This is a genomic window from Undibacterium sp. 5I2, from assembly GCF_035019605.1.
Lineage (GTDB): Bacteria > Pseudomonadota > Gammaproteobacteria > Burkholderiales > Burkholderiaceae_D > Undibacterium.
The window spans coordinates 12281-38115 of record NZ_JASJVS010000045.1; the positions used below are offsets into that span (position 1 = coordinate 12281).

At 51.6% G+C, this 25835-nt stretch carries 24 protein-coding genes; 8 read left to right on the forward strand and 16 right to left on the reverse strand.

The window, feature by feature from the left end:
* Positions 1-63: 63 nt before the first annotated feature.
* The 13 genes from QN359_RS14660 to QN359_RS14720 all read right to left on the reverse strand — a co-directional run bounded on the left by QN359_RS14660 (position 64) and on the right by QN359_RS14720 (position 14023).
* Entirely contained in the window at positions 64-489 is a 426-nt protein-coding gene (locus QN359_RS14660) for a hypothetical protein (protein ID WP_322248685.1), read from the reverse strand.
* A complete protein-coding gene (gene zapE, locus QN359_RS14665) occupies positions 489-1586 on the reverse strand; it encodes a cell division protein ZapE (protein ID WP_322248686.1) in 1098 nt (365 codons plus the stop codon). Before zapE ends, QN359_RS14660 begins: the two co-directional genes overlap by 1 nt.
* A 104-nt stretch (positions 1587-1690) precedes the next feature.
* Positions 1691-3118, reverse strand: coding sequence for a dihydrolipoyl dehydrogenase (gene lpdA, locus QN359_RS14670; RefSeq protein ID WP_322248687.1), 1428 nt, complete (start codon positions 3116-3118; stop codon positions 1691-1693).
* Between the two features lie 67 nt (positions 3119-3185).
* On the reverse strand, positions 3186-3512 hold the full coding sequence (locus QN359_RS14675) for a PspC domain-containing protein (RefSeq protein WP_322248688.1): 327 nt from the start codon (positions 3510-3512) through the stop codon (positions 3186-3188).
* A gap of 24 nt (positions 3513-3536) precedes the next feature.
* Positions 3537-4784 carry a 2-oxoglutarate dehydrogenase complex dihydrolipoyllysine-residue succinyltransferase gene (gene odhB / locus QN359_RS14680; RefSeq protein ID WP_322248689.1) on the reverse strand — a complete coding sequence of 416 codons (1248 nt, stop codon included), beginning with the start codon at positions 4782-4784 and terminating at the stop codon, positions 3537-3539.
* A gap of 64 nt (positions 4785-4848) precedes the next feature.
* The gene (locus tag QN359_RS14685; RefSeq protein ID WP_322248690.1) at positions 4849-7704 is read right to left on the reverse strand and encodes a 2-oxoglutarate dehydrogenase E1 component; all 2856 of its coding nucleotides are present in this window, start codon (positions 7702-7704) and stop codon (positions 4849-4851) included.
* Positions 7705-7992: 288 nt separating this feature from the next.
* Positions 7993-9297 (reverse strand): citrate synthase, encoded by a 1305-nt coding sequence (gene gltA / locus QN359_RS14690; protein ID WP_322248691.1) that lies wholly within the window; start codon positions 9295-9297, stop codon positions 7993-7995.
* A gap of 92 nt (positions 9298-9389) precedes the next feature.
* Complete coding sequence (locus QN359_RS14695) at positions 9390-9671, reverse strand: succinate dehydrogenase assembly factor 2 (RefSeq protein ID WP_322248692.1); 282 nt, start codon at positions 9669-9671, stop codon at positions 9390-9392.
* Between the two features lie 105 nt (positions 9672-9776).
* Positions 9777-10487 (reverse strand): succinate dehydrogenase iron-sulfur subunit, encoded by a 711-nt coding sequence (locus tag QN359_RS14700; protein ID WP_322248693.1) that lies wholly within the window; start codon positions 10485-10487, stop codon positions 9777-9779.
* A 19-nt stretch (positions 10488-10506) separates the two neighbouring features.
* A complete protein-coding gene (gene sdhA, locus QN359_RS14705; protein WP_322248694.1) occupies positions 10507-12282 on the reverse strand; it encodes a succinate dehydrogenase flavoprotein subunit in 1776 nt (591 codons plus the stop codon).
* A gap of 2 nt (positions 12283-12284) precedes the next feature.
* Positions 12285-12653 (reverse strand): succinate dehydrogenase, hydrophobic membrane anchor protein, encoded by a 369-nt coding sequence (gene sdhD / locus QN359_RS14710; protein ID WP_322248695.1) that lies wholly within the window; start codon positions 12651-12653, stop codon positions 12285-12287.
* Positions 12654-13061 carry a succinate dehydrogenase, cytochrome b556 subunit gene (gene sdhC / locus QN359_RS14715; RefSeq protein ID WP_322248696.1) on the reverse strand — a complete coding sequence of 136 codons (408 nt, stop codon included), beginning with the start codon at positions 13059-13061 and terminating at the stop codon, positions 12654-12656. It lies immediately after the preceding gene.
* A 164-nt stretch (positions 13062-13225) separates the two neighbouring features.
* Positions 13226-14023: a GntR family transcriptional regulator gene (locus QN359_RS14720; RefSeq protein ID WP_322248697.1), complete on the reverse strand. Its 798-nt coding sequence runs from the start codon at positions 14021-14023 to the stop codon at positions 13226-13228.
* Between the two features lie 377 nt (positions 14024-14400).
* Between QN359_RS14720 and QN359_RS14725 the strand changes: the two genes are divergently transcribed.
* The 5 genes from QN359_RS14725 (at position 14401) to QN359_RS14745 (ending at position 20113) form a co-directional block, all read left to right on the forward strand.
* Positions 14401-15390 carry a malate dehydrogenase gene (locus QN359_RS14725; RefSeq protein ID WP_322248698.1) on the forward strand — a complete coding sequence of 330 codons (990 nt, stop codon included), beginning with the start codon at positions 14401-14403 and terminating at the stop codon, positions 15388-15390.
* Positions 15391-15443: 53 nt separating this feature from the next.
* On the forward strand, positions 15444-16430 hold the full coding sequence (locus QN359_RS14730) for an HpcH/HpaI aldolase/citrate lyase family protein (protein ID WP_322248699.1): 987 nt from the start codon (positions 15444-15446) through the stop codon (positions 16428-16430).
* Positions 16427-16924, forward strand: coding sequence for a hypothetical protein (locus QN359_RS14735; RefSeq protein WP_322248700.1), 498 nt, complete (start codon positions 16427-16429; stop codon positions 16922-16924). Before QN359_RS14730 ends, QN359_RS14735 begins: the two co-directional genes overlap by 4 nt.
* A 94-nt stretch (positions 16925-17018) precedes the next feature.
* Positions 17019-19754 carry an aconitate hydratase AcnA gene (acnA, locus tag QN359_RS14740; protein ID WP_322248701.1) on the forward strand — a complete coding sequence of 912 codons (2736 nt, stop codon included), beginning with the start codon at positions 17019-17021 and terminating at the stop codon, positions 19752-19754.
* A gap of 167 nt (positions 19755-19921) precedes the next feature.
* A complete protein-coding gene (locus QN359_RS14745; protein WP_322248702.1) occupies positions 19922-20113 on the forward strand; it encodes a hypothetical protein in 192 nt (63 codons plus the stop codon).
* A gap of 10 nt (positions 20114-20123) precedes the next feature.
* On the opposite strand, the gene QN359_RS14750 is transcribed toward QN359_RS14745, so the two are convergent.
* Positions 20124-21302, reverse strand: a complete 1179-nt coding sequence (locus tag QN359_RS14750) for a cystathionine beta-lyase (protein ID WP_322248703.1) — start codon at positions 21300-21302, stop codon at positions 20124-20126.
* 186 nt (positions 21303-21488) lie between these two features.
* Between QN359_RS14750 and QN359_RS14755 the strand changes: the two genes are divergently transcribed.
* Positions 21489-22376: a transporter substrate-binding domain-containing protein gene (locus QN359_RS14755; RefSeq protein WP_322248704.1), complete on the forward strand. Its 888-nt coding sequence runs from the start codon at positions 21489-21491 to the stop codon at positions 22374-22376.
* A 12-nt stretch (positions 22377-22388) separates the two neighbouring features.
* Here the strand turns inward: QN359_RS14755 and rimO are convergent, their stop codons facing one another.
* Both rimO and QN359_RS14765 read right to left on the reverse strand, forming a co-directional pair.
* Positions 22389-23771, reverse strand: coding sequence for a 30S ribosomal protein S12 methylthiotransferase RimO (gene rimO, locus QN359_RS14760; RefSeq protein WP_322248705.1), 1383 nt, complete (start codon positions 23769-23771; stop codon positions 22389-22391).
* A 395-nt stretch (positions 23772-24166) separates the two neighbouring features.
* Entirely contained in the window at positions 24167-24955 is a 789-nt protein-coding gene (locus QN359_RS14765) for a hypothetical protein (protein ID WP_322248706.1), read from the reverse strand.
* Between the two features lie 152 nt (positions 24956-25107).
* Between QN359_RS14765 and QN359_RS14770 the strand changes: the two genes are divergently transcribed.
* Together QN359_RS14770 and QN359_RS14775 are read left to right on the forward strand one after the other, a co-directional pair.
* The gene (locus tag QN359_RS14770; protein ID WP_322248708.1) at positions 25108-25290 is read left to right on the forward strand and encodes a type II toxin-antitoxin system HicA family toxin; all 183 of its coding nucleotides are present in this window, start codon (positions 25108-25110) and stop codon (positions 25288-25290) included.
* 181 nt (positions 25291-25471) lie between these two features.
* Positions 25472-25762 carry a type II toxin-antitoxin system HicB family antitoxin gene (locus tag QN359_RS14775; protein ID WP_322248709.1) on the forward strand — a complete coding sequence of 97 codons (291 nt, stop codon included), beginning with the start codon at positions 25472-25474 and terminating at the stop codon, positions 25760-25762.
* Positions 25763-25835: the final 73 nt, after the last annotated feature.

The following is a 25835-nucleotide window of genomic DNA, read 5'->3' on the forward strand; positions in this document are numbered from 1 at the left end:
CTCAAGGAGGCGCCGCATAATGCTTTTCGGAAACATTTCGGCAGTTGCACCGGCGGCCTCAGCTTACTTTGCTTGTTTTTCCACTGTTTCGCGATCGCGCTGCTCGGCCCGTAAGCGCCGCTGCAAGGCTTGCGCCTCAAAAGCAACCCGGTCGAGCACAGGCCGGTAGCGGCGACGATCGAGCTTGCTTTGCTTGAGACAATTATTGACGAAGAACAGCTCATAACAATGGTGCTGCGTGTCGAGATACCAGGTCTGCAAGTTTTGCTGCAAACCTTGCGTTGCGAGTAAGGCCGCGGCTGCACCGGCGCTGTCGCTCAAGCTACCGGCCGGATAACGCACATCGAGCACGGCGACATCGGCGGCGATGGCAGCGAGGCGCCCAGCACCGCTGTCAGCCGCAGTAGCCGCGTTAACCTGCGAGGAAAAAACAAGAATTGAACTGCACAGCAACAAGCGCGACAATTTAAGGAAAGCAACAGGTTTCATCAAGCGATAGCATCCGCAAGTTGGCGTTGATCGGTTTCCATATACTCTTTCGACTGCATTTCGATGATGCGCGAAACGGTACGATGGAATTCATTCGACAGTGTACCCTGAGTGTAGAGCAATTCGGGGGCGACGGCGGCCGACATGATGAGTTTGACCTTGTTATCGTAAAATACATCGATGAGCCAGGTGAAGCGCCGCGCTTCCGACGACATCGCCGCCGACATCGCCGGAATTTCCGACAAAATCACGGTATGGAAACGGCTGGCGATTTCGAGGTAATCATTTTGTGAGCGTGGCCCGCCGCACAAGGTATGAAAGTCGAACCAGATCACGCCACCGGCACGACGCAAAGACCGAATTTGCCGCCCTTCTATATCGACCTGCACATCTTCTTCTTTGGTATCGGCCAGACGCTTGAAACTGTCGCGCAAAGATTTATCAGTGGCGGCACCGAGTGGCGTCAAGTAGGCATCGACTTGTTCGAGCGCACGCTTGCGGTAATCATTGCCGGAATCGACATTGAGTACGTCGAGCTGCTCCTTGAGCAAAGCAATGGTCGGCAACATGCGGTCGCGGTGTAAACCATCGGGATACAGGGTATCGGGCTGGTAATTCGAGGTCATCACGAAGGACACGCCATTCTCGAATAAGGCTCTGAGCAAGTTGTAGAGCAGCATGGCATCGGCGACGTCGGAGACATGAAATTCGTCAAAACAGATCAAGCGGTATTTTTTGGCGATGCGACGCGCGACTTCATCGAGCGGATCGGCAACACCTTTGAGTTCATCGAGCTGTCTATGCACGCTGCGCATGAATTCATGAAAATGCAGGCGAGTTTTGCGCACCACCGGTACGACGGAATAAAAACTATCCATCAGAAACGATTTCCCGCGCCCGACTCCACCCCACATATACACGCCGCGCGGCACTTCCGGTCGCGTGATCAAACGCGTCAGCTTATTCGCGCGCTTACCCTTGTAATGCACCCATTCCAGATAGGCGGTTTGCAAGCGATCGACTGCGCGCTGCTGAGCGGCATCCGCTTGAAAGCCGCGTTGACTGAGGGCGTCTTGGTAAAACTCTTGTACATCCATAGCTGCTGTTCTCAAACGTAATTCGTACAACAAAAAACCAATAAAAAAATGGACGAGTCCACGACCCGTCCATTTTAACCGACATCAACCAGTCCAGCGTGGTCTTAGAAGTTGAGCGAACGCTTATCGACCGCCAAGGCCGCTTCTTTGGTCGCTTCCGACAAAGAAGGGTGGGCATGACAGATGCGTGCGATATCTTCCGACGAAGCACGGAATTCCATCGCCACAACGGCTTCGGCGATCAATTCCGATGCCATAGGGCCAACGATATGGACGCCGAGGATTTCATCGGTCGTCGCATCGGCCAAGAATTTCACCATGCCTGAGGTGTCGCCGAGCGCGCGCGCACGGCCGTTGGCCATGAACGGGAAGGTACCGGCTTTGTAGGCCACGCCATCGGCCTTGAGTTGTTGTTCAGTACGACCAACCCAAGCGATTTCCGGCGACGTGTAGATGACCCAAGGAATCGTGTTGAAATTCACATGACCATGTTGGCCGGCGATACGTTCCGCCACGGCCACGCCCTCTTCTTCCGCCTTGTGCGCCAGCATAGGACCACGCACAACGTCACCGACGGCCCATACGCCTGGCAAATTGGTTTTGCAATCGCCATCGACGTTGATGAAACCGCGTTCATCGAGCGCCAAACCGACACCAGCGCCATTAAGGCCGTTGGTATTCGGAGTACGACCGATGGAAATAATCAGTTTGTCGAACACGGCTTTGTGCTCCACGCCCTTGTCATCGGTGTAATTGACGCTGACATCGTTGTCACCATTGACGATGGCAGCGATTTTAACGCCCAGATTGATCGTCAAGCCTTGCTTGACAAACAATTTATGCGCTTCCTTGGCGATCTGCTCATCAACCGCAGCCAAGAAGGTCGGCAAGGCTTCGAGTACCGTCACATCGGCACCGAGACGACGCCAAACGCTGCCCATTTCGAGACCGATTACACCGGCACCGATAACGCCGAGTTTTTTCGGCACGGCAGCGATATTGAGTGCGCCTTCGTTGGAGAGCACATTGACTTCATCAAACGGTGTACCTGGCAAGGCGCGGGCATTCGAGCCCGTGGCCAGAATGATGTGTTTACCAGTGATGATTTCTTCGGTTTTGCCGGCGACTTTGATTTCGTAGCCGCCATCAACGGCTTGCACGAAGGAGCCATGACCGTGGAAGAAAGTGACTTTATTCTTTTTAAACAAAAACAAAATACCATCATTGTTTTGTTTGACGATGGTGTTCTTGCGGCCTAACATTTTGGACACATCCATTGCCAAGCCTTCGAGCGCGATACCATGATCGGCAAAAGCGTGACCGGCATGGTCAAAATGTTCCGACGATTGCAACAGCGCTTTCGACGGGATGCAACCGACGTTGGTGCAAGTGCCGCCCGGTGCAGGGCCGCCCTTGTCATTACTCCAGGCATCGATACAAGCAGTCGAAAAGCCCAACTGCGCAGCGCGAATGGCGGCAATATACCCGCCAGGACCGCCGCCGATAACGACGACATCAAATTGTTTACTCATGGAATGATCCTGATTTCTGTGTTTCAGTGTTTCAGTGTTTTTGAATGGCCAATGCTGCACCAGGCCTTCACTCTTGTTCCGGAATAAAAATCCAGGCCAGCAGATAGGCCAGCACACCAGTGCCGAAGCAGAGCGCGAAAAAGACGAACAACAAGCGCCAAACCCAGGAATCGAGTTCGGTATATTGACCAAGGCCGCCGCAAATACCCCCCAACCAGCGATCGCTACGCGAGCGCCGGAAGCGGTTGAACGACTGCACGGCACCAGGTGCCGCCTCACCGTCAGAGCGCTCAGCGGCGAGCAATTTTGCCTTGGCTTGCGCATACTCGGCATCCGACAGTGCACCACTCTGATGCAAACCATGCAAACGTTCGATTTCTTCGGCCAGTTTCATGCTTGTTGTCCTTCCGCTTGCTAATTACAGATCGAGCAACAGACGCGCTGGATCTTCCAGCGCATCTTTCATCGCTACCAATGCCAACACTGCTTCGCGACCATCGATGATACGGTGATCATACGACATCGCCAGGTAATTCATCGGACGAATCACAATCTGACCGTTTTCAACCACGGCACGGTCTTTCGTCGCATGCACACCAAGAATAGCCGATTGTGGTGGGTTGATGATCGGTGTCGAGAGCATGGAACCGAAGGTACCACCATTGGAGATCGAGAAAGTACCGCCCGACAGATCGTCGAGTGTCAGCTTGCCGTCTTTGGCTTTGGTACCGAATTCGCCGATTTTCTTTTCGATTTCAGCAATCGTCATTTGATCCGCATTGCGCAAAATAGGCACGACCAAACCGCGTGGCGAACCGACTGCGATACCGATATCGAAATAACCGTGGTAGACGATGTCATTACCATCGACCGAGGCGTTGACGATAGGGTATTTTTTCAATGCAGCAACGGCAGCCTTGACGAAGAAAGACATGAAACCAAGTTTCACACCATGTTCTTTTTCAAATTTGTCTTTGTACTTATTGCGCAATTCCATGACCGGTGCCATGTTGACTTCATTGAATGTAGTCAAAATTGCATTGGTCGATTGCGATTGCACCAGACGTTCGGCGATACGGGCACGCAAACGGCTCATTGGCACACGCTCTTCCGGGCGGTCGCCGAGTTTAGCCGGTGCCGGCGCACTGACTTGTTGCAGTGCCGGTTTGCTGGCCACTGCTGCGGCCAGAGGTGCCACAACTGGTGCGGCTTTCGCTGCGACCGCGCCCAAGGCATCGCCTTTGGTAACGCGACCATCTTTACCGGAACCATCAACTTGGCCGGCCGACAAACCGTTTTCTGCCAAAATTTTAGCGGCAGCAGGCATGGCGATGCCAGCGGCTGATTTCGCGTCCGGGCTAGTCGCAGCAGCGGCAGCAACGTGCGGTGCAGCCGAAACTTCCATCGGGCTGACTTTAACTGTGCCATCGGTATCGATGATGGCGATGATTTCGCCAGCGACGACGGTACTGCCATCGCCGCGAATGATTTGGGTGATCACGCCAGCGCTCGGCGCAGGCAATTCCAGTACCACTTTATCGGTTTCGACGTCGACCAGATTTTCATCACGGGTGACGGCTTCGCCGATTTTTTTATGCCATACCAACAGCGTCGCTTCGGCGACAGATTCAGATAACTGCGGTACTTTAACTTCGATAATTGCCATTTTTTTTACTCTCCGATTCGGGTAGCCAAATGCTGCGACAAGTATTTGCCGCAGCATTGCGTCATTATTTAGTCAGGACAAAGCCTTTAAGCTTGGAAAAAGCCGTTTCCAGCAATGCTTTTTGTTGCGCATAGTGTTTGTCGTAGTAACCGACAGCAGGTGATGCGCTGGCAGGACGACCGGCGTAAGCCAATTTTTGGCCGTCTTCCATGCTTTCAAAAATATTGTGTTGGATCTGGAACCATGGGCCCTGATTTTGCGGCTCATCCTGCGCCCAGACCAATTCTGTCATGGCCGGGAATTTTTTCAATTCAGCCACGAAGCTCTTGTGCGGGAATGGATACAACTGCTCGACACGAATGATGGCGGTATCAGTCTGCGCGCGTTCTTTGCGTGCATTGACCAGATCGTAATAGACCTTGCCCGAGCAAGCGATGACACGTTTGACTTTATGCGCATCAATTTTTTCGTCGACTTCACCGATGACAGTATGGAAGCTGCCTTTCGCTAATTCCGACAAAGGCGAACCGGCATCTTTATTACGCAACAAAGATTTCGGCGTCATGATCACCAGTGGCTTACGGAACTGACGAATCATTTGGCGACGCAACAGATGGAAGATTTGCGCAGCCGAAGTCGGTTGCACTACTTGCATGTTGTTGTCTGCGCACAATTGCAGGAAACGCTCAGGACGTGCCGACGAGTGTTCCGGACCTTGACCTTCATAACCATGCGGCAACATCATCACCAAGCCCGAAGCACGGCCCCATTTGACTTCGCCGGAGCTGATAAATTGGTCGATAACCACTTGCGCGCCATTGGCGAAATCGCCGAACTGGGCTTCCCAAATGGTCAGCGTATTCGGCTCGGCCGTTGAGTAACCATATTCAAACGCCAGCACCGCTTCTTCGGATAAGACTGAATCGATGACGGTGAATGGTGCTTGACTGTCAGAGACGTTTTGCAAAGGAATGTAAGTACCGGAATCCCAACGCTCACGTTTTTGATCATGCAACACAGCATGACGATGAACGAAGGTACCGCGGCCAGCATCTTGCCCGGTCAAACGGATGGCATAACCGGACGAGACCAAGGAAGCGTAAGACAAATGCTCGCCCATACCCCAATCGAGATTCATTTCGCCACGACCCATGGCAGCGCGGTCACCCAGCACTTTTTCGACCAAACTATGCGGCTTGAAACCTTCCGGTACGACCGTGATGCGCTCGGCCAAACGTTTCAGTTCCGACAGCGGCACGGCGGTATCGGCTGCATCAGTCCATTTACGGTTGAGGAAAGGAATCCAATCGACCGCATATTTATTTTTGAAGTTAGAAATAACCGGATCATGCGTATGCTTACCAGCATCCATGGCATCGCGGAATTCCTTAACCATGGCGTCGCCGCCATCAGCTGGAATGGTTCCCTGAGCCGACAATTTGTCGGCGTACATTTTACGGGTACCCGGATGTTGCGCGATTTTTTTATACATCAGCGGCTGAGTCAGCGCTGGGGTATCTTGCTCATTGTGACCAAGCTTACGGAAGCAAATGATATCGACGACGACATCTTTTTTGAATTCGGTACGGTAGTCGAGCGCAATTTGAGTTGCCAACACCACGGCTTCAGGATCATCTGCATTGACGTGCAAGACAGGTGCTTCGATCATTTTCACAACGTCCGAGCAATACAAAGTCGAACGCGAATCGCGTGGATCAGAGGTGGTAAAACCGATCTGATTGTTGATCACGATATGCATCGTGCCGCCCGTACCATAACCACGGGTCTGCGCCAGGTTCAAGGTTTCCATCACCACACCTTGGCCGGCAAACGCCGCATCGCCATGCACGAGGATAGGCAAGACTTCGGAACCGTCTTTATCGCCACGGCGATCCATACGCGCCTTGACCGAACCTTCAACCACAGGGTTGACGATTTCCAGATGCGAGGGATTGAAAGCCAGCGACAGATGGACCGGACCGCCTGGGGTCGTCACATCGGAAGAGAAACCTTGGTGATATTTAACGTCGCCGGCAGGCAAATCGTCGCCGTGCTTGCCTTCAAATTCAGCAAACAAATCTTGCGGCATTTTACCGAGGGTATTGACCAGTACATTCAGACGACCGCGATGGGCCATGCCGATCACGATTTCTTGTACGCCACTCTCACCGGCACGTTGAATGGTTTCATCCATCGAGGCGATGAAACTTTCTCCGCCTTCGAGCGAGAAACGTTTCTGACCGACATAACGTGTATGCAAGTAACGCTCCAAGCCTTCGGCCGCGGTCAAGCGATCGAGAATGTGTTTTTTCTTTTCTGCAGTAAACGTTGGCGTCGAACGGATCGATTCCAATTTTTGTTGCAACCAGCGTTTTTCGACCGGATCGCTGATGTACATGAATTCAGCGCCTATCGAACGGCAATAGGTGTCGCGCAAGGAATTGAGCAAGTCGCGCAAAGACGATGTTTCAGTACCGAAATAGGTATTGCTGATGTTGAACTGGAGATCCATGTCCGCATCAGTGAAGCCATAGAAGCTCGGTTCGAGTTCAGGCAAATTGGGACGTTCTTGGCGCTGCAAAGGGTCAAGGTTGGCCCAGTGGCTGCCGAGGAAGCGGTAGGCGGCGATCAGTTGTTGAGCTGCAACACGTTTGCGACCCATATCGGAATCGGCAGTGGAGTTGACTGTGCGAACCGCACCTTGTTTGGCGCGTTCGGCAAACGAAGCGATTACCGGAGCATGGGCAACGTCAGGCTTGGAAGAGCCATCACCGGCTGGCACATTTTGCATCGCATCAAAATACGAGCGCCAGTTATCTGGAACGGAACCAGGGTTATTGAGGTAGGCCTCATACAATTCTTCTACGTACGGCGCATTGCCGCCGAACAAGTACGAGTTAGCGTTATATTGTTGCATCATCTTGCTCACCTTTCTTCGCGTTTCGCGAGATTAGCGGGTTAATCTAACCTTCCGCGACACGGCCTGACCGGTTAGCGGATTGCACATCAAGTTGTGGGGAAGGGCTGGTTTCAAACTATTCTCTTCAGAGTCAAAACAGGTGCAACAAAGACTGATTTTTTTGATTCTAAACAAAAACACATCTAAAATTTACTTTCGAGCGCAAGCATAGCATATTTTTTTCTATAAAGAAAAAGCGCGTCACAGCGACGCGCTTTTTTTAATGTTGCACTGCAGCTAGATCGGCGCTTAACGCTTGTCTATTGCCGGTACATCGCGTTTTGGCGCGCCGACAAACAATTGACGTGGACGGCCGATTTTTTGCTCTGGATCAGAAATCATTTCTTTCCACTGAGCAATCCAACCTACGGTGCGTGCCAGCGCAAAAATGCCGGTAAACAAAGAAGTCGGGATGCCAAGAGCGCGCTGTACGATACCTGAGTAGAAATCGACGTTAGGATAGAGCTTGCGGCTGACGAAATAATCATCTTCCAACGCAATTTTCTCCAAAGCCATGGCCAATTTAAACAGTGGATCATCTTGCAGACCGAGTTCTTGCAATACTTCGTAGCAAGTTTCACGCATCAACTTGGCGCGCGGATCGTAGTTTTTGTAAACACGGTGACCGAAGCCCATCAATTTGACACTGGAATTCTTGTCTTTCACCTGGGCGATGAATTCAGCAATATTGTCAACGCTGCCGATTTCTTCGAGCATGCTCAAGGCTGCTTCATTGGCGCCGCCATGTGCCGGACCCCACAAACAAGCAATACCTGCGGCGATACAAGCAAACGGATTGGCACCCGAAGAGCCGGCCAGACGGACGGTGGAAGTCGACGCATTCTGCTCATGATCAGCATGCAAGATCAAGATACGATCCAAGGCGCGTACCAGTACTGGATTGACTTTGTACTCTTCACAGGGAGTCGAGAACATCATGTGCATGAAGTTCGCGCTGTACGACAGGTCATTGCGTGGATACACGAATGGTTGACCGATCGAGTATTTATACGCCATCGCTACCAAGGTTGGCATTTTGGCTATCAAACGAATCGCCGAGACTTCACGGTGACGCGGATTGTTGATATCGAGCGAATCATGGTAGAACGATGCCAAGGCACCGACGGTACCGACGAGTACCGACATCGGATGGGCATCCCGACGGAAACCGCGGAAGAAAAATTGCATTTGTTCATGAACCATCGTGTGGTTCGTGACTGTCGCAACAAATTCGTCTTTTTCTTTCGCGTTTGGCAATTCGCCATTCAACAGCAGGAAGCAGGTTTCGAGGAAATCGCCGCCGTTTTCTGCCAATTGTTCGATAGGATAGCCGCGATACAGCAACTCGCCTTTATCGCCATCGATGTAGGTGATCGAGGAATTACATGCCGCAGTCGACATGAAACCGGGATCATAGGTAAACATGCCGGTCGTTGCATACAATTTACGAATGTCGATGACATCAGGACCGATGGTACCCTTGTAAATTGGCATATCCAATGATGGCGTGCCATCAGAGAATGACAGGGTTGCTTTAGCTTCAGAATTAGTCATGGCTCTTCCTTCAAATCAGAGGTGAGTCGTTAATCAAAAAAACACAAATAAAATCTTTTGGAAAGCGCGGATTGCCTCCGCACTTCCATTCTTCAGGCAAGGCGCAAGCGGGCTATCAGAGCATGGATATGAGGCAAATCCACTTCTGCTTCCGGCTCTTTCTTTGCCATGATCAAGTCCATCAACACATTGTCCGACAAATCCATCAAACGGCTGAACGCATCCACTTCCTCATCATTGAGCTCGGCCTCGTATTGATCGAGAAAGCGCGTCAGTATCAGGTCATTTTCCAGCAAACCGCGCCGTGCACGCCAGCGCAGACGGGCACGTTTGACAGGATCACTTTGATGGGAATCGCTTGCAATTTCAGACATGTTGTTTTTCTCTCTATGTATTCCATTTCATGCAGCTCTTGAGTAAAAACTGCATGAAATGAAAGCGCGCCAACCAGGCCACGCTCTCACTGAAAGGTGCGACGCTTAGACTGCGCGACGGACCATCAATTCCTTGATTTTACCGATTGCCCGGGTCGGATTGAGACCTTTAGGACAAACATCGACGCAATTCATAATCGTATGGCAACGGAACAAGCGATACGGATCTTCCAGATTGTCGAGGCGCGCGCCAGTGGCTTCATCACGTGAATCGGCGATGAAACGATAGGCTTGCAACAAACCGGCCGGGCCGACGAACTTGTCCGGATTCCACCAGAACGATGGGCATGATGTCGAGCAGCAAGCGCACAGAATGCACTCGTACAAGCCATCAAGCTCTTCGCGTTCTGCCGGCGATTGCAGACGTTCTTTTTCAGGCGGAATCGATTCGTTCATCAGGTAAGGCTTGATCGAATTGTATTGCTTGAAAAATTGCGTCATATCGACGATCAAATCGCGAATCACCGGCAAACCTGGCAATGGACGCAACACGATAGGCTGAGTTAATTCATTGAGATTGGTAGTGCAAGCCAAACCGTTTTTACCATTGATATTCATCGCATCGGAACCGCACACACCTTCACGGCATGAACGACGCAGCGCCAGCGAATCATCGACGTCAGCTTTGATGCGTTGCAAAGCATCGAGCAACATCTTGTCGGTATCTTGCAGCTCGACCGTCAGGTCTTGCATATACGGCTTGGCATCCTTGTCCGGATCGTAGCGGTAAATTTTAAATTGCAGTGTACGTGCCATGGTATTTTCCCTGTTCTTATTAGAAGGTACGTGCTTTCGGCTCGAAAGTCGCCACGGTCAAAGGCTTGGTATTGACCGGCTTGTAATCGAGACGATTACCTTCCGAGTACCAGAGCGAATGCTTCATCCAATTGACGTCATCACGTTTTTCATAATCGCGATGAGCGTGGGCACCGCGCGATTCTTTGCGCGCAACCGCTGAAGTGATGGTCGCTTTGGCGGTTTCTATCAAATTATCGAGTTCCAAGGCTTCGACACGTGCAGTATTGAAGACTTTCGACTTATCTTTGAACGAGACATGTTTGCGACGTTCATCGAGTACCATGATTTCTTTGTAGCCCTGTTGCAGCAACTCATCCGTACGGAATACGCCGCAATACTGCTGCATCGTGCCACGGATGGCATTGGCAACATCTTGCACGCGCTCCGAACCGGTGTTCGATTCGGCCTTGGCCAAACGAGACAGCGCCAGATCAGCCGCATCAGACGGCAAATCTTTATTACTACGCGCTTTGAGGTTGCTGGCAACGATATGATTACCGGCAGCACGACCGAATACCAACAGATCGAGCAGCGAATTGGTACCGAGACGATTGGCACCATGCACAGAAACGCAGGCACATTCACCGATCGCATACAGACCTTGCACGATTTCACTGCTGCCATTTTTCGGCGCAATCACCTGACCGTGAATATTGGTCGGGATACCACCCATCTGGTAGTGAATCGTCGGTACCACTGGAATCGGTTCTTTAGTCGCATCAACGTTGGCAAACTTGTGCGCGATTTCCAAAATCGATGGCAAACGCTTCTGTATCGTTTCCGCGCCAATGTGTCGCAAATCGAGCAAGACGTGATCTTTATTCGGACCGCAACCGCGACCTTCTTTGATTTCCTGATCCATAGAACGCGACACGAAATCGCGTGGTGCCAGATCTTTCAAAGTTGGCGCATAGCGTTCCATGAAGCGTTCACCCTGGCTATTGACCAGAATCCCACCCTCACCGCGCACCCCTTCGGTAATCAACACGCCGGCACCGGCGACGCCGGTCGGGTGAAATTGCCAGAATTCCATATCTTCAAGCGGCAAACCAGCCCGCGCCGCCATACCCATACCGTCGCCGGTATTGATGAAGGCATTGGTCGAAGCAGCCCAGATACGACCGGCACCGCCGGTAGCAAAAATCGTCTGCTTGGCTTCAAGCATCATGACTTCGCCCGTTTCCATTTCCAGCGCAACCACACCGAGCACATCGCCAGCGGCATCCCGAATCAAATCGATCGCCATCCATTCGACGAAGAAATGAGTGCGTGCGCGGACATTGCGTTGATACAGCGTGTGCAACAAAGCATGACCGGTACGATCGGCTGCGGCGCACGCGCGCTGCACTGGTTTTTCACCGAAATTCGCCGTGTGGCCGCCGAACGGACGCTGATAAATCGTGCCATCCGCATTGCGATCAAAAGGCATGCCGAAATGCTCAAGCTCGTAGACTACTTTTGGTGCTTCGCGACACATGAACTCAATCGCGTCTTGGTCGCCGAGGTAATCGGAGCCCTTGACGGTGTCAAACATGTGCCAGTACCAACTATCTTCGGACATATTGCCCAAAGAAGCACCGATACCACCTTGCGCTGCTACAGTATGCGAGCGCGTTGGGAAAACCTTAGACAGTACTGCGACGTTCAGACCCGCTTCAGCCAATTGTAGCGAAGCGCGCATGCCAGAGCCGCCGGCACCGATGATAACCGCGTCAAAGCGACGGCTAGGGATTGTGGATTTAATTGCAGCCACGTTTATATTCTCCACAAAATCTGTGCGGCATAGCCGACACAAGCAATCAGCCACACGATGGTAGCCACCTGAAAGATCAAACGAATAAAGACATTATGTGTGACATAGTCCATCCAGACATCGCGCATCCCCACCCAAGCGTGGTAGAGCAAGCAAACGATGACGGCGAAAGTTGCCATTTTGAACCATTGATGAGCGAAAATGCCGGCCCAGCCTTCGTAACTGAAATTCGAACCGGTCAAGAACATCACCAGCAGCAAAACAGTGTAAATAGCCATGACGATGGCGGTCGCACGTTGCGCCAGCCAGTCACGCAAACCGTAATGCGCGCCGACAACGAGGCGATGTGGGCCGATATTGTTATTTGCCATTTAAAATACTCCAAACAATTTCAATGCGACTAAGGCTGTCAGCGTCAAACTCAACGCCAACACCGTCACGGCCGATTGACGTGCAGTGTGCTTATCGAGACCATAATGAAAGTCCATGAACAAATGACGAACACCAGCGCAAAAATGGTGCAAAAAGGCCCAAGACAAAGCCAAAATTACTAACTTCACGAACACACCCGATGCCAAACCCTGCAACTCCGCGAACGACAGTTCCGATGTCAAGCTCTTATCCAACAAGAACAAAATAAACGGCAACAACAAAAACATCACTATCCCACTGACGCGATGCAATATCGATACGAAGCCGGCCAGCGGCAATCGGTACCCAGTTGCATCAATCAGGCGCATCACGCCGAAACGTGGCCTGCTCTTCACTACTTCAGACATAAATAATCTCCCCATTAACTAGTCTGTACAAAAATCATGCAATTTTCGCTCATTTTGATGCATCGCATCAACAAAAATGAAGGTGTTATGCAAAACATCGACATCTTAATCCCAATTATGAATACGCGCTTGTTGCGTTGCGCCAAATCCAGCGGGTATCAGGCTTAACTGAGCTCATTGCGATAATGATGATGCCGCGTCAAGTACAAACCGCGCCGCAACTCCACCGGTTTATCGCCGTAAGTGAACGAGACTCGCTCCACATTGAGCAGCGGCGTCCCGATCGGCAACTCCAACCACTGCGCACTGACGGCATCGGCGCAGACCGCACGAATTTGTTCCGAGGCGCGGATCATGTGGGTGCCGAACTCGCTTTCAAACAAGCCGTACATCGGCCCCTTGTATTCGGTCAAACGCTCGGCCGTCAAGCCCTTGAAGATAGCCCCGGGCAACCAGAGGTCGTCGAGAATCGTCGCCACGCCGGAAAAATACTGGACGCGCCGTATGAACACGACCGAGTCGCCCGACTTGAGATCAAGCATGCGCGCCACTTCGGCCGGCGCACGGACACGTCGGACTTCGATGATTTTATTTTCCGGATAATGCGGCACACCTTCGTCGGGGGCCAGGCGTAAGAAACGGAATTGTGAGCGCGCCTCGTGGTGCGTCGCCACAAAAGTGCCCTTCCCTTGGCGGCGTACCACCAAATTTTCGGCCGATAATTCATCGATGGCTTTGCGCACCGTCCCTTGACTGACCTTGAAACGTGCCGCCAATTCCATCTCACTCGGAATCAGTTCGCCCGGCTTCCATTCGCCCGACTGCAGACTCTGAGTAATCAGAGACTTGATTTGCTGATACAGAGGACTGAAGGTCGGCGACAAGCTGGTCGCCGCGCTGCCGGTACCCACGCCGCCCGAATTGGTGACAGAAACAGCGGCATTTGGTGTGATTGAATTCATAGACTGCGATTTCACCACAAAAACACCCGTTCCGTCCAGAACAAACTACTCAGTAATATGTCTTATATAAGACATAAGATAGTCATTGACACTTGCATCGACAACACATAAACTCCGGTACCAACCGGTATCAGACCAATGTACGAGGCCTATTTAGTTTCATTCTACCGAGTAATATAGCGGGAACGGCGACAAAGTAAAGCAGCAAAACAGAAATTACTGCTGACTGCGCTTGATTAGACTCACAATTTGACTGACGGCCGGCTTGATCAAAGGTATCATAGAAGAATTTACTTGCTGCGCATGCAATCTTGGTATGGCGACATGCGCTGCGGCACAGTTTGAACATCGTTTTTTCACCACTTCGGAGAAGCATCATGGCTAAATCCCCTATGCGCGTAGCAGTGACCGGCGCTGCCGGTCAAATCGGTTATTCCCTTCTGTTCCGCATCGCCAACGGCGACATGCTCGGCAAAGACCAACCGGTCATCTTGCAATTGCTGGAAATTCCTGACGAAAAAGCGCAAAAAGCGCTCAAAGGCGTCATGATGGAAATCGACGATTGCGCCTTCCCATTGCTGGCTGGCATGACTGCCCACAGCGACCCGATGACTGCATTTAAAGACATCGACGTTGCCCTGCTGGTTGGCGCACGTCCACGCGGCCCTGGCATGGAACGCAAAGATTTACTCGAAGCCAATGCACAGATTTTCACCGTACAAGGCAAGGCACTCGACGCTGTCGCTTCACGCAATGTCAAAATCTTGGTAGTCGGTAACCCAGCCAACACCAATGCTTACATCGCGATGAAATCGGCCCCGAGCCTGCCAGCGAAAAACTTCACAGCCATGTTGCGCCTCGATCACAACCGTGCCTTGTCTCAAGTCGCGGCCAAAATCGGCAAGCCAATTACTGCCATCGAGAAATTGTGCGTTTGGGGCAATCACTCGCCAACCATGTATGCTGACTACCGTTTCGCTACGGCCGACGGCGCAGCAGTCAAAGATTTGATCAACGACCAAGTATGGAACAAAGACGTGTTCCTGCCTACCGTTGGCAAACGTGGTGCCGCCATCATTGAAGCGCGCGGTTTGTCGTCGGCTGCGTCGGCTGCCAATGCCGCCATCGACCACGTGCGTGACTGGGTCTTGGGTACGAATGGTAAATGGACTACCATGGGCATCCCTTCGGATGGCTCTTACGGTATTCCTGAAGGCACCATGTTCGGTTTCCCAGTTACCACAGAAAACGGCGAATACACGATAGTCCAAGGTTTGGAAATCAATGAATTCTCGCGCGAACGGATTAACCTCACACTCAAAGAATTGCAAGAAGAGCGTGATGGCGTCAAACACCTGGTAGGCTAAGCAGGAAACGGGCAGCAGTCGTGCTGCCCGTTCTTTTTTTTCAGCAAAGACCGATGCATCCTTCTCAAGCCCTCTTCCAAGATCAAGTCCTGCCGCGCTTGCTGCCGGTGTGCGATCATTATGCGGGCGCGGAAAAGCTGATGCGCAAAGCCCTCAGTCTGCAACAAGAATTCGGTCCCCTGTTCGATATCACTTTCGACTGCGAAGATGGTGCCGCGACCGGCAATGAAGCCACGCATGCGCACATGGTCGCCACCCTGATCAACAGTGCGGACAATCGGTATCAACGCGTCGGCGTGCGTGTGCACGACCTCGCCCATCCCAGCTTCACCCAAGACCTGAACATCATTCTGGCGGCCTGCGCCACGAAACTGGCCTATTTGGTGCTGCCGAAGGTGAATTCGGCCACGCAGGTCAGCGCCGCAATTGCGCAAATCAATCAGCACGCCCAGGCCGCCGGCCGTGCGCTGCTGCCGATTCATGTCATCATTGAAACGCACGAAGCTTTGGCCGATGTGATGGCCATCGCCGCCCTGCCGCAAATCGAATGCCTGTCCTTCGGCATCATGGATTTTGTCTCGGCCCACTACGGCGCGATTGGCGCTGCGGCGATGTGCTCGCCCGGCCAATTCACGCACCCACTGGTGCTGCGCGCCAAGCTGGAAATCGCCGCGGCCTGCCATCGCTACGGCAAAGTTGCTTCACACAATGTCACCACCGAGATCCGCGATCTCGACGTCGTGGCGGCCGATGCCAAGCATGCCGGTGCGCTGCTCGGCTACACCCGCATGTGGAGCATCCATCCGCAGCAAATCCCAGCCATTCTCGCCGCTCTCTCACCACAACACGATGAGATACGCCAAGCGAGCGAAATTTTAACTGCAGCCCAACGTGCGCACTGGGCACCGATACAATATGACGGCAAATTACATGACCGCGCCAGTTATAGGTATTACTGGACGCTGTTGCAACGCGCTGCATTAAGCAGCAATAACCTGCCGGATATGGCAAAAGATTTACTTCAAGGAATACACTCATGATCACATTCTTATCCCGCTTGAGCGGCCTCATGATCGCCGGCGGCATCTTGTTCGCACCGCTGGCCGCGCACGCCGAAGCGGCACCGAGCAAAGCCAAAACCATGCACAAAGCGAGCAAAACTGCCGCTCCTGTGGTGCAAGATGAAGACGAGCTCGAACCTGATGTGCGCAGCGCTAAAAATTACGATTACAAATGCGAGCTCGGCAATTCGCTGACCATGTACACCAATGCCGAAGACCACGAACACATCGCGATGCGCTGGAAAAAGCGTTTGTATCGCATGCATCGCGTCGACACCACCACCGGTGCCTACCGTTACGAAAACAAAAAAGCCGGCTTCATCTGGATCGGCATCCCGGCCAAGAGTCTGCTGCTCGACTCACGCAAGGGCCAACAATTGGCCAACGAATGCGTGAGCAACGAAGCCATGATGGCCGGCAACACTAAAACTGACCCATCCGAAGTAAGCAGCACCACCACCCAATTGAAATAATTCAATACGACGACGACCGGCCCGACCGGTCAGCGTCGTGCTTTATCAGTAAATAGCTTTTTTGATCGTTGATTTTTGTAAATAAGGAACAGCCATGAGCCAAAATGCGTACCAAGATGCATTCAAAACACTGAAAGATTTCAAGATTTCAGAAACAAAGAAAGGCAAATTCTTTTCTCTGCCAGCCCTGGAAAAAAGTCTCGGCGTCAAAATCTCGCGCCTGCCGGTTTCCATACGCGTGGTACTGGAATCTGTTCTGCGCAATTGCGACGGTAAAAAAGTCACCGCCGAACACGTCAAGCAATTAGCCAACTGGAGCGCCACCGGTGCCCGCAGCGATGAAATTCCTTTCGTGGTTTCACGCGTGGTCTTGCAAGATTTTACCGGTGTCCCGCTGCTGGCCGATTTGGCTGCCATGCGTAACGTCGCTGCCAAACATGGCAAAAACCCGAAAAATATCGAACCGCTGGTACCGGTCGATCTGGTGGTCGATCACTCGGTACAGATTGATCATTTCCGCGAAAAGAAAGCCCTCGACCTGAACATGAAACTGGAATTCGCGCGCAACAACGAGCGCTACCAGTTCATGAAATGGGGCATGCAAGCATTCGACACCTTCGGCGTCGTGCCACCAGGCTTCGGTATCGTCCATCAAGTTAATCTGGAATACTTGGCGCGCGGCGTACACAAAGTCAAAGATGCCAAGAAAAATGACATCTACTACCCGGATACCTTGGTCGGTACCGATTCCCACACTACCATGATCAACGGCATCGGCGTAGTCGGCTGGGGCGTGGGCGGCATTGAAGCTGAAGCCGGCATGCTCGGCCAACCGGTTTACTTCCTGACACCAGACGTGGTCGGCGTCAACCTGACCGGCGCACTGCGCGAAGGCTGTACGGCCACCGATCTGGTTCTGACTATCACTGAATTGCTGCGCAAAGCTAAAGTGGTCGGCAAATTCGTCGAATTCTTCGGTGCCGGCACCCGTTCCCTGTCCTTGACAGACCGCGCCACCATCGCCAACATGGCACCCGAATACGGTGCCACCATGGGCTTTTTCCCAGTTGATGAAGCGACGCTCGATTACTTCAAAGGCACTGGCCGTACCAAGGCAGAAATCGATGCGTTCGAAGCCTATTTCAAAGCACAGAAAATGTTCGGCATTCCGAACGCCGGCGAGATCGATTACACCAATGAAATCAGTCTCGACCTGGCAAGCGTTGCACCCTCGCTGGCTGGCCCGAAACGCCCGCAAGATCGCATCGAAATCGGTAACGTCAAATCGACCTTCGCCGACTTGTTCGCGAAACCGACAGCAGAAAACGGCTTCAACAAAAAGATTGAAGATCTCGACGTCGTCTACACCAACAGCGACAATGTCAAAGTTAAAAACGGCGATATCCTGATTGCTGCGATCACTTCCTGCACCAATACTTCCAACCCTAGCGTGTTGTTGGCAGCCGGTTTGCTGGCCAAGAAAGCGGTCGAAGCCGGCCTGAAAGTCGCTCCGCACATCAAAACTTCGCTCGCCCCTGGCTCACGCGTCGTCACTAAATATCTGGAAGCGGCCGGTCTGTTGCCATATCTGGAAAAACTCGGTTTCGGCGTCACCGCCTACGGTTGCACCACCTGCATCGGTAATGCCGGCGACTTGACACCAGCGATGAACGAAGCCATCGTTGCCAACGACATCGTCGCCTCTGCGATTCTGTCCGGCAACCGCAATTTCGAAGCACGGATTCACCCGAACATTCGCTCTAACTTCCTGGCCTCGCCACCGTTGGTCGTCGCTTACGCGATCGCCGGTAACATGACCAAAGATTTGATGACGGAACCAGTCGGTCGCGCCAAAGGCAAAGACATTTTCCTCGGCGATATCTGGCCGACCAGCGCAGAAATCAATAAGCTGATGAAGTTCGCGATGAACTCCAAAACGTTTAAAGACAACTACGCCGATGTCAAAGGCGCACCGGGTAAATTGTGGGAAAACATCGCCGGCGTGGCCGAAGGTGAAGTCTACAACTGGCCAACTTCGACTTACATCGCCGAGCCACCATTCTTCGCTGACTTCACGATGGAGCCGAAAGCGGCTGCCACTGGCATCAGCGGTGCGCGTGCCTTGGGCGTGTTCGGCGATTCGATCACTACCGATCACATCTCGCCAGCCGGTTCCATCAAGGAATCGAGCCCAGCCGGTAAATGGCTCAAAGAAAACGGCGTATTGCCAGCCGATTTCAATTCCTACGGCTCGCGTCGTGGTAACCATGAAATCATGATGCGCGGTACCTTTGCCAACGTCCGCATCAAAAACTTGATGATCCCGGCCAAGGAAGATGGCTCCCGCGTCGAAGGCGGCGAAACCCTGTTCCAACCATCGGGCGCACCAATGTCGATCTACGATGCAGCCATGCAGTATGTAGCTGACGGCGTACCGACCATGATTTTCGGCGGCGAGGAATACGGCACTGGCTCGTCACGCGATTGGGCTGCCAAAGGCACACAATTGCTCGGCGTTAAAGCTGTCATCGCACGTTCCTTCGAACGTATCCACCGCTCCAACTTGGTCGGCATGGGCGTCTTGCCTTTGCAATTCCTTGGCAGCGACAGCGTCGACACGCTCGGCATCACCGGCAATGAATCGTTCGACCTCAAAGGGATAGAAAACGAAATCAAGCCACAGCAAGAAGTGACGCTGGTAATCCATCGCGCCAATGGCGAAAGCATCGATGTCAAAGTACTGTTGCGCATCGATACACCAATCGAAGTCGACTACTACAAACACGGCGGCATTCTGCCATTCGTGTTGCGTCAATTGTTGGCTGCGTAAGCGAGTTCCATCACCCCGCTCAGGCGGGGACGCGTAGTAAAAAAGGCACATCGTGATGCAACGATGTGCCTTTTTTTATGCGCTGCAAGGAAGCGGTAAGCATCGTGCGTTACGCTGCATGTATCCATCCTGCTAAGGCTGGCCTTGTTTATTAACGGAGAATAATTATGTGGAAAATTCTGGTCGGATTCATCATCGTCGCGGCAGCGGCCTTATTCATGATTTTCAAAGCCGGCGATAAAGTCGACATGCAGGGTGAAGGCGTGAACCAGAATGTCGAAGCACCGGCAGTCACTACCCCGGCACCGGATGTGAATGTGCCGGCTGCAGCTGCTTCGGCCAGTACTGCCAGCAAATAAGCAGACTATCTCAGGCACCGGAGACCATGCACTGCAGCGCCTGCTCGATGTCGGCCAGCAGATCAGCCGTGTGCTCCAGCCCTATATTGAAACGCACCAGTGTGCCCGGCTCTTGCCAGTCGCTGCGCATGGAGGCGACCCGGTAAGGCAGGCACAAACTGTGCGCACCGCCCCAACTGAAGCCGATTTTAAATAAACGCAAACTGTCGACGAAACGGTCGGTTTGCGCTTCCGTGTAGCGAGCGTCAAAGATCACCGAAAATAAGCCGCCGGCAGCGCTGAAATCACGCTGCCAAATCGCGTGCCCAGGACAATCAGGCAAGGCCGGATGCAAGACCCGGCTGATTTCGGTGCGCTGCGCCAGCCATTGTGCGACCAAGCGCGCGCTGCGATCGTGCGCCTCTAAACGTAGTTTCAAGCTACTCAAATTGCGCAACACCAAATAGGCGTCATCCATGCCGATACCATAACCGAGGCGCATGTGGGCAAGCTGCAAGCGCTGATACAGTTCGGCATCACGCGTAATCAAGGCCCCCATCAAGACATCGGAGCCGCCGCTTTGATACTTGGTCAAGGCTTGCATGACGATATCGACGCCGTGCTCGAAGGCGGCAAAGGCGAGCCCGGCTGCCCAGGTATTATCGAGCGCCACCAGCACCCCACGCGCATGCGCGGCGGCACAGATGGCCGGAATATCGGGCACTTCCATGGTCACCGAGCCCGGCGCTTCAGTCCAAATCAAACGCGTTTCCGGCCTTATTAACTCGGCAATTCCGGCACCGATCAGCGGATCATAGCAGCGCGCACTGATGCCGAACTGTTGATTCAACCATTGCGCCAAATCGCGGTTAGGACCATACACATTCTCGGGCAACAGCACATCGTCACCAGTCTTCAATAATGCCAAATCGAGTAAGCTGATGGCCGCCAAGCCACTCGGTGCTAACAGGCAGTGTTTACCGCCTTCGATTTCCGCCAAGCGCGCTTCCAGCGTGAAGCTCGTCGGGGTACCGTGCAAGCCATAGGTGTAAGAGGATTTATCCAGCCAACTGCGCGCTCGCATCGCTGCCACGTCGCTAAATATCACCGTCGAGGCGTGGTGTATCGCTACCGGCAGCGCGGCAAAACCAGCCGGCGCTTGATAAGGGCTATGAATAAAACGGGTTTCATCTTGCGGTATTTTTTGCATGGTAAACTCTCGTAAGAAACAGATCGCGCTTTGATTGTAAAGCTATTCGATATGGGGCGGGACAATTACCCGGCAAAGCGTAAAACAACACAGCGCGCAGATGTAACGTCGCTCGCAATTTCCGATGCAATATGCCATGCTTATACACCAAGCATTTACCACCTGCCCCCAGACTGGATACACTCGTTGAAACAGCTGATTGCGTTCGTAAGCACTGCCCTTGTCGGTCTCAATTTGTTTTTGTGCGCAGCACTGCCTGCTGCCGCCATGACACGCGTGATCTATCCCTTGGGCGAAGTCGCACACGATACCCGCTATGATGACGTCATCGAGATACTCAAAACCGCGCTCAAAAAAACGCGCAGCACGCATGGCGACTATCTGTGCATCCCTAGTCCAGTGCTGATGCCGAAAAAACGTTTTTTAATTGAATTGCAACAGCCTACGCACAGCATCGACATCGCATGGAATCCCACCTCAGAAGCATTGGAGAGCGAACTCACACCGATCCGCATTCCATTGCGCAAGGGCTTGCTTGGCTATCGCATTGCCTTGATACGCCGCGAAGATCAAGTCCGCTTCGACCAAGTCAACAGCATCGAAGATTTGAAAAAATTCACTCTCGGCCAAGGTAATGGCTGGGTCGATAATGCCATCTATCAGGCTGCCGGCATCATGACGCTTGAGGCGCAATACAGTCAGTTGATCAAAATGCTGGCGGCGCAACGCTTTGATTTTTTCCCGCGTGGCGTGAGTGAAGTCGAGAGCGAATACCAAGCGAATCACTTGGCTTACCCAGAGTTGGCAATAGAAAACAATTTACTGCTGTATTACCCTTTTCCCGACTACTTTTTTTTTAATCACGCCGATACCGCTTTGAAAAACAGGATAGAAAGTGGCTTACGTATCATGCAAAAAGACGGCAGCTTTGATAGAATTTTCAATAAATACAATCTGGCGACGATACAAAAATTGAAGCTCAAGCAGCGCCGTCTGCTGCGGCTGAATAACCCGACCTTACCAAAAAAAACGCCGCTCAATGAGACGGCGTTGTGGTTCGTTCCGGATATGTGACAAACAACGCTATCAGAGCGCATTACCCCACAAATCATGCGCATCGGCTGCCGTGATCAGCACATCGACAAACTCGCCGACGAGCAACTTGCGATTCGGTTCGTAAGGCGGCTTGATATACACCACACCATCAATCTCAGGCGCATCGGCAGCACTGCGACCGACACCGCCGCTGCGATCGAGTGTATCGATGAGCACACGCATGGTCTTGCCAACCTTGGCTTGCAAGCGCTGTTTTGATATCCCTTCTTGCAATTCCATCACACGCCGACGACGGTCTTCGCGCACCTCATCCGGCACTTGACCGGGCAAGTCATTGGCACTGGCACCATCGACCGGCGAATAGGCAAAGCAGCCGAGGCGGTCGATCTGCGCTTCGCGCAAGAAATCGAGCAGATACGCAAACTCTTCTTCGGTCTCACCGGGAAAGCCGGCAATGAAGGTCGAGCGTATCGTGATTTCCGGACACATTTCACGCCAAGCACGGATACGTTCAATATTTTTTTCACCACTGGCCGGCCGCTTCATGCGCTTCAAGACATCGGGGTGCGCATGCTGCAACGGTACATCAAGATACGGCAAGACATGGCCATTATTCATGAATGGGATGATGTGATCGACATGCGGATACGGGTAAACGTAGTGCAAACGAACCCAGGCATCATAGCGTTTAGCCAACTCACCGAGCGCTTCAACCAGTTGTGTCATATGCGTCTTGAGTGGCTTGCCATCCCAAAAACCGGTACGGAACTTGATGTCGACGCCATAGGCACTGGTATCTTGCGAAATGACGAGCAATTCCTTGACCCCGGCTTTGAACAAATTTTCCGCTTCCAGCATGACTTCGGCGATAGGTCGCGACACCAAGTCGCCACGCATCGAGGGAATGATACAAAAGCTGCAGCGGTGATTACAGCCTTCTGAAATTTTTAAATACGCGAAATGCTTAGGTGTGAGTTTGACACCTTGTGGCGGCACCAAATCAAAAAATGGCTCATGCGGTTTCGGCAAGTGTTTATGCACGGCAGTCATGACTTCCGTCAAGGCATGCGGTCCGGTCACTTCCAGCACTTTCGGATGTATCGCCAAAATCATGTCGTTGCCATCACGGTCTTTTTTCTTGCCCAAGCAACCAGTGACGATGACTTTGCCATTTTCGGCCAAGGCTTCACCGATGGCATCGAGCGACTCTTGCACTGCCGCATCGATGAAACCACAAGTATTGACGATGACGAGGTCGGCACCTTCGTAGGATTTGGCTGTTTCGTAGCCTTCTGCACGCAATTGCGTGAGAATTTGCTCGGAATCGGTCAGGGCTTTCGGGCAACCGAGCGAGATGAATCCCACTTTCGGCGTAACGGCAGTTTCTTGGCGGCGTATTTCAGTTATAGACATAAAGGGTGCGTAAAAAGGTACGAAAGCGAATCGAGTATTGTACCGCGTCACGCTCTGACTTGCCGCAAGAACCGACGATTTCGCTGAAGTTTGAGCGGATTGGCGTCTACGGCGACTTAAGGAAGCGCGGAGTTAATCGCTGTGGAATTGGCCGTTGCCAATGAGGATACAATATAAGGCGTCTTTTGCTGTCAATAGCGAGCTATTGACAGCAAAAGACGACGCAAGTGCGCCTCAGTGGCGGCGGACAAACCATTTGGATTAAATCTGCGCTTCCTTAAACACAATGGCCGCAATAAACAGTCTCTGAAAGCTGCGCTATCAGAGACTTTTTTCTACTTTCACTGGAGGCGGTGATTTTACGGACTCGGTCAATGAATCCAACAGAGCTCAACTCAGCCTAAATCATATATACGATCATTTACGGCACGTCGACCATTGTCTATGGAAATACCAACTTGACAATTACTGATGCTACAGCCACTCCAACTATTCCAACTTCTCCCGCCATCCCTTGAAATTTCAAGAATATCTGAATTACCACGAAAAAAAACACCATGAGATTGCATTTCAAGTATCTCAATTATCAACTCATTTGGTGGATTCATTTTGAGAACCAACGAAATATCGCCAAGTCCACGTCTAATCGTTATACGAGGACCTATGCAGTCGACATCCCAATTGGTAGAACCAACTGAAAATTCATTATCCTGAATCTTCAGGGTAAGCCTTCCCTTTGAATCAGTAAATTGCCCAGAAAGTCGGACTGGCTGTCCAGCGTCTGCCGGCGGGGTCACAGTAAGGATGGGACACCCATTTACAACAATTAAATGCGTGCAATTAAAAAATGAGACACCAGCAAAATTAATCCTTATTGGTTCCAAACCAAAATCAAACAACTCACTTGAATATCCCTGCTGCTTACATTTAGGATTAGCATTGTGTCTAGCAACAATTTCGGCAGATAAACGACCACGCGCACGCTTCTGATTACATTGAGAGCATAGCAAAGTCATTCCTGCCGGATTGTGCTCAGTAGCATTTGCAAAATCAGGGTCAAAATGCTCATAGTCATAAAAAGCAAGGCCACAAATTACGCAACCAAAACCGCATCGTTGACGAATTTCCCGCGCGATCGGGTTTGGAATTCTTCGTGATAGACCGTATTTATTTTTATTTAACATTAAAATTAGACACTAATATTTCCCTTATTGTATAGCGCTGTCTCTTGTATATTTTCAAATAAAAAAAATAAATACATACGAATACACAATTAACTTACTCTTATTTTTTGTGTGTATGATTACACACAACCATCCGAATGTATGGAGGCAAAATGAACTCGAAAGAGCTAATTCGTATGCTGGAAGAAGATGGCTGGCGACATGTACGTACCACTGGCAGTCATCATCATTTCAAGCACCCGACGAAGCCTAACTTGCTGACGGTACCACACCCGAAGAAAGATTTGCCAATTGGTACAGTTCACAGCATCCTAAAAAAAACCGGACTCAAATGAATCTGATTTTTTTACTAAAAATACTGTTAATCTATTTTTTGCACATTTGAACAAAAACTTTTTAAACCAGTTCAATTCAAGTAACTCACATTTTTATATCATTTCAGTTAAATTTAATTACATTACATTTGAAAAACATTAGGGTAAAGTAGAAAAAATGTCTTTTCTAGAGAGGCTAAACATGGATATCCCCGTCGTCATACACAAAGAAGATGGAAGCGTATATGGAGTATCGGTTCCCGACATTCCAGGTTGCTATTCACACGGAGAAACTATTGAAGAGGCAATCAAAAACACAAAAGTAGCGATTTACGGTCACGTATCAATATTGCTCGAATTAAATGAACCATTCATTATTACCGCATCAAAAATTGATAATTTAATTCAAGACCCAGAATATGCCAATGGGATATGGGCTGTAGTAGACGTGGATATGTCCAAAATCGACACAAAACCAGAGCGAATAAACTAAAGTGGCCCCCTAAGTCCAGACAATTATTCAAAGAGTTTAAGATAGTGCCTGTTTCTGCCACAGCTGCGCGGCG

Excerpts from the sequence above, each read along its gene's own strand:
- lpdA (WP_322248687.1), bottom strand. The coding sequence starts at position 3,118 with ATGAGTAAACAATTTGATGTCGTCGTTATCGGCGGCGGTCCTGGCGGG.
- QN359_RS14700 (WP_322248693.1), bottom strand. The coding sequence starts at position 10,487 with ATGGCACGTACACTGCAATTTAAAATTTACCGCTACGATCCGGACAAG.
- acnA (WP_322248701.1), top strand. The coding sequence starts at position 17,019 with ATGAGCCAAAATGCGTACCAAGATGCATTCAAAACACTGAAAGATTTC.
- zapE (WP_322248686.1), bottom strand. The coding sequence starts at position 1,586 with ATGGATGTACAAGAGTTTTACCAAGACGCCCTCAGTCAACGCGGCTTT.
- QN359_RS14660 (WP_322248685.1), bottom strand. The coding sequence starts at position 489 with ATGAAACCTGTTGCTTTCCTTAAATTGTCGCGCTTGTTGCTGTGCAGT.
- odhB (WP_322248689.1), bottom strand. The coding sequence starts at position 4,784 with ATGGCAATTATCGAAGTTAAAGTACCGCAGTTATCTGAATCTGTCGCC.
- QN359_RS14765 (WP_322248706.1), bottom strand. The coding sequence starts at position 24,955 with ATGTTAAATAAAAATAAATACGGTCTATCACGAAGAATTCCAAACCCG.
- QN359_RS14720 (WP_322248697.1), bottom strand. The coding sequence starts at position 14,023 with ATGAATTCAATCACACCAAATGCCGCTGTTTCTGTCACCAATTCGGGC.
- sdhC (WP_322248696.1), bottom strand. The coding sequence starts at position 13,061 with ATGTCTGAAGTAGTGAAGAGCAGGCCACGTTTCGGCGTGATGCGCCTG.
- QN359_RS14675 (WP_322248688.1), bottom strand. The coding sequence starts at position 3,512 with ATGAAACTGGCCGAAGAAATCGAACGTTTGCATGGTTTGCATCAGAGT.
- QN359_RS14745 (WP_322248702.1), top strand. The coding sequence starts at position 19,922 with ATGTGGAAAATTCTGGTCGGATTCATCATCGTCGCGGCAGCGGCCTTA.
- rimO (WP_322248705.1), bottom strand. The coding sequence starts at position 23,771 with ATGTCTATAACTGAAATACGCCGCCAAGAAACTGCCGTTACGCCGAAA.
- QN359_RS14730 (WP_322248699.1), top strand. The coding sequence starts at position 15,444 with ATGCATCCTTCTCAAGCCCTCTTCCAAGATCAAGTCCTGCCGCGCTTG.
- QN359_RS14695 (WP_322248692.1), bottom strand. The coding sequence starts at position 9,671 with ATGTCTGAAATTGCAAGCGATTCCCATCAAAGTGATCCTGTCAAACGT.
- QN359_RS14735 (WP_322248700.1), top strand. The coding sequence starts at position 16,427 with ATGATCACATTCTTATCCCGCTTGAGCGGCCTCATGATCGCCGGCGGC.
- QN359_RS14725 (WP_322248698.1), top strand. The coding sequence starts at position 14,401 with ATGGCTAAATCCCCTATGCGCGTAGCAGTGACCGGCGCTGCCGGTCAA.
- QN359_RS14775 (WP_322248709.1), top strand. The coding sequence starts at position 25,472 with ATGGATATCCCCGTCGTCATACACAAAGAAGATGGAAGCGTATATGGA.
- gltA (WP_322248691.1), bottom strand. The coding sequence starts at position 9,297 with ATGACTAATTCTGAAGCTAAAGCAACCCTGTCATTCTCTGATGGCACG.
- QN359_RS14750 (WP_322248703.1), bottom strand. The coding sequence starts at position 21,302 with ATGCAAAAAATACCGCAAGATGAAACCCGTTTTATTCATAGCCCTTAT.
- QN359_RS14770 (WP_322248708.1), top strand. The coding sequence starts at position 25,108 with ATGAACTCGAAAGAGCTAATTCGTATGCTGGAAGAAGATGGCTGGCGA.
- QN359_RS14685 (WP_322248690.1), bottom strand. The coding sequence starts at position 7,704 with ATGATGCAACAATATAACGCTAACTCGTACTTGTTCGGCGGCAATGCG.
- sdhD (WP_322248695.1), bottom strand. The coding sequence starts at position 12,653 with ATGGCAAATAACAATATCGGCCCACATCGCCTCGTTGTCGGCGCGCAT.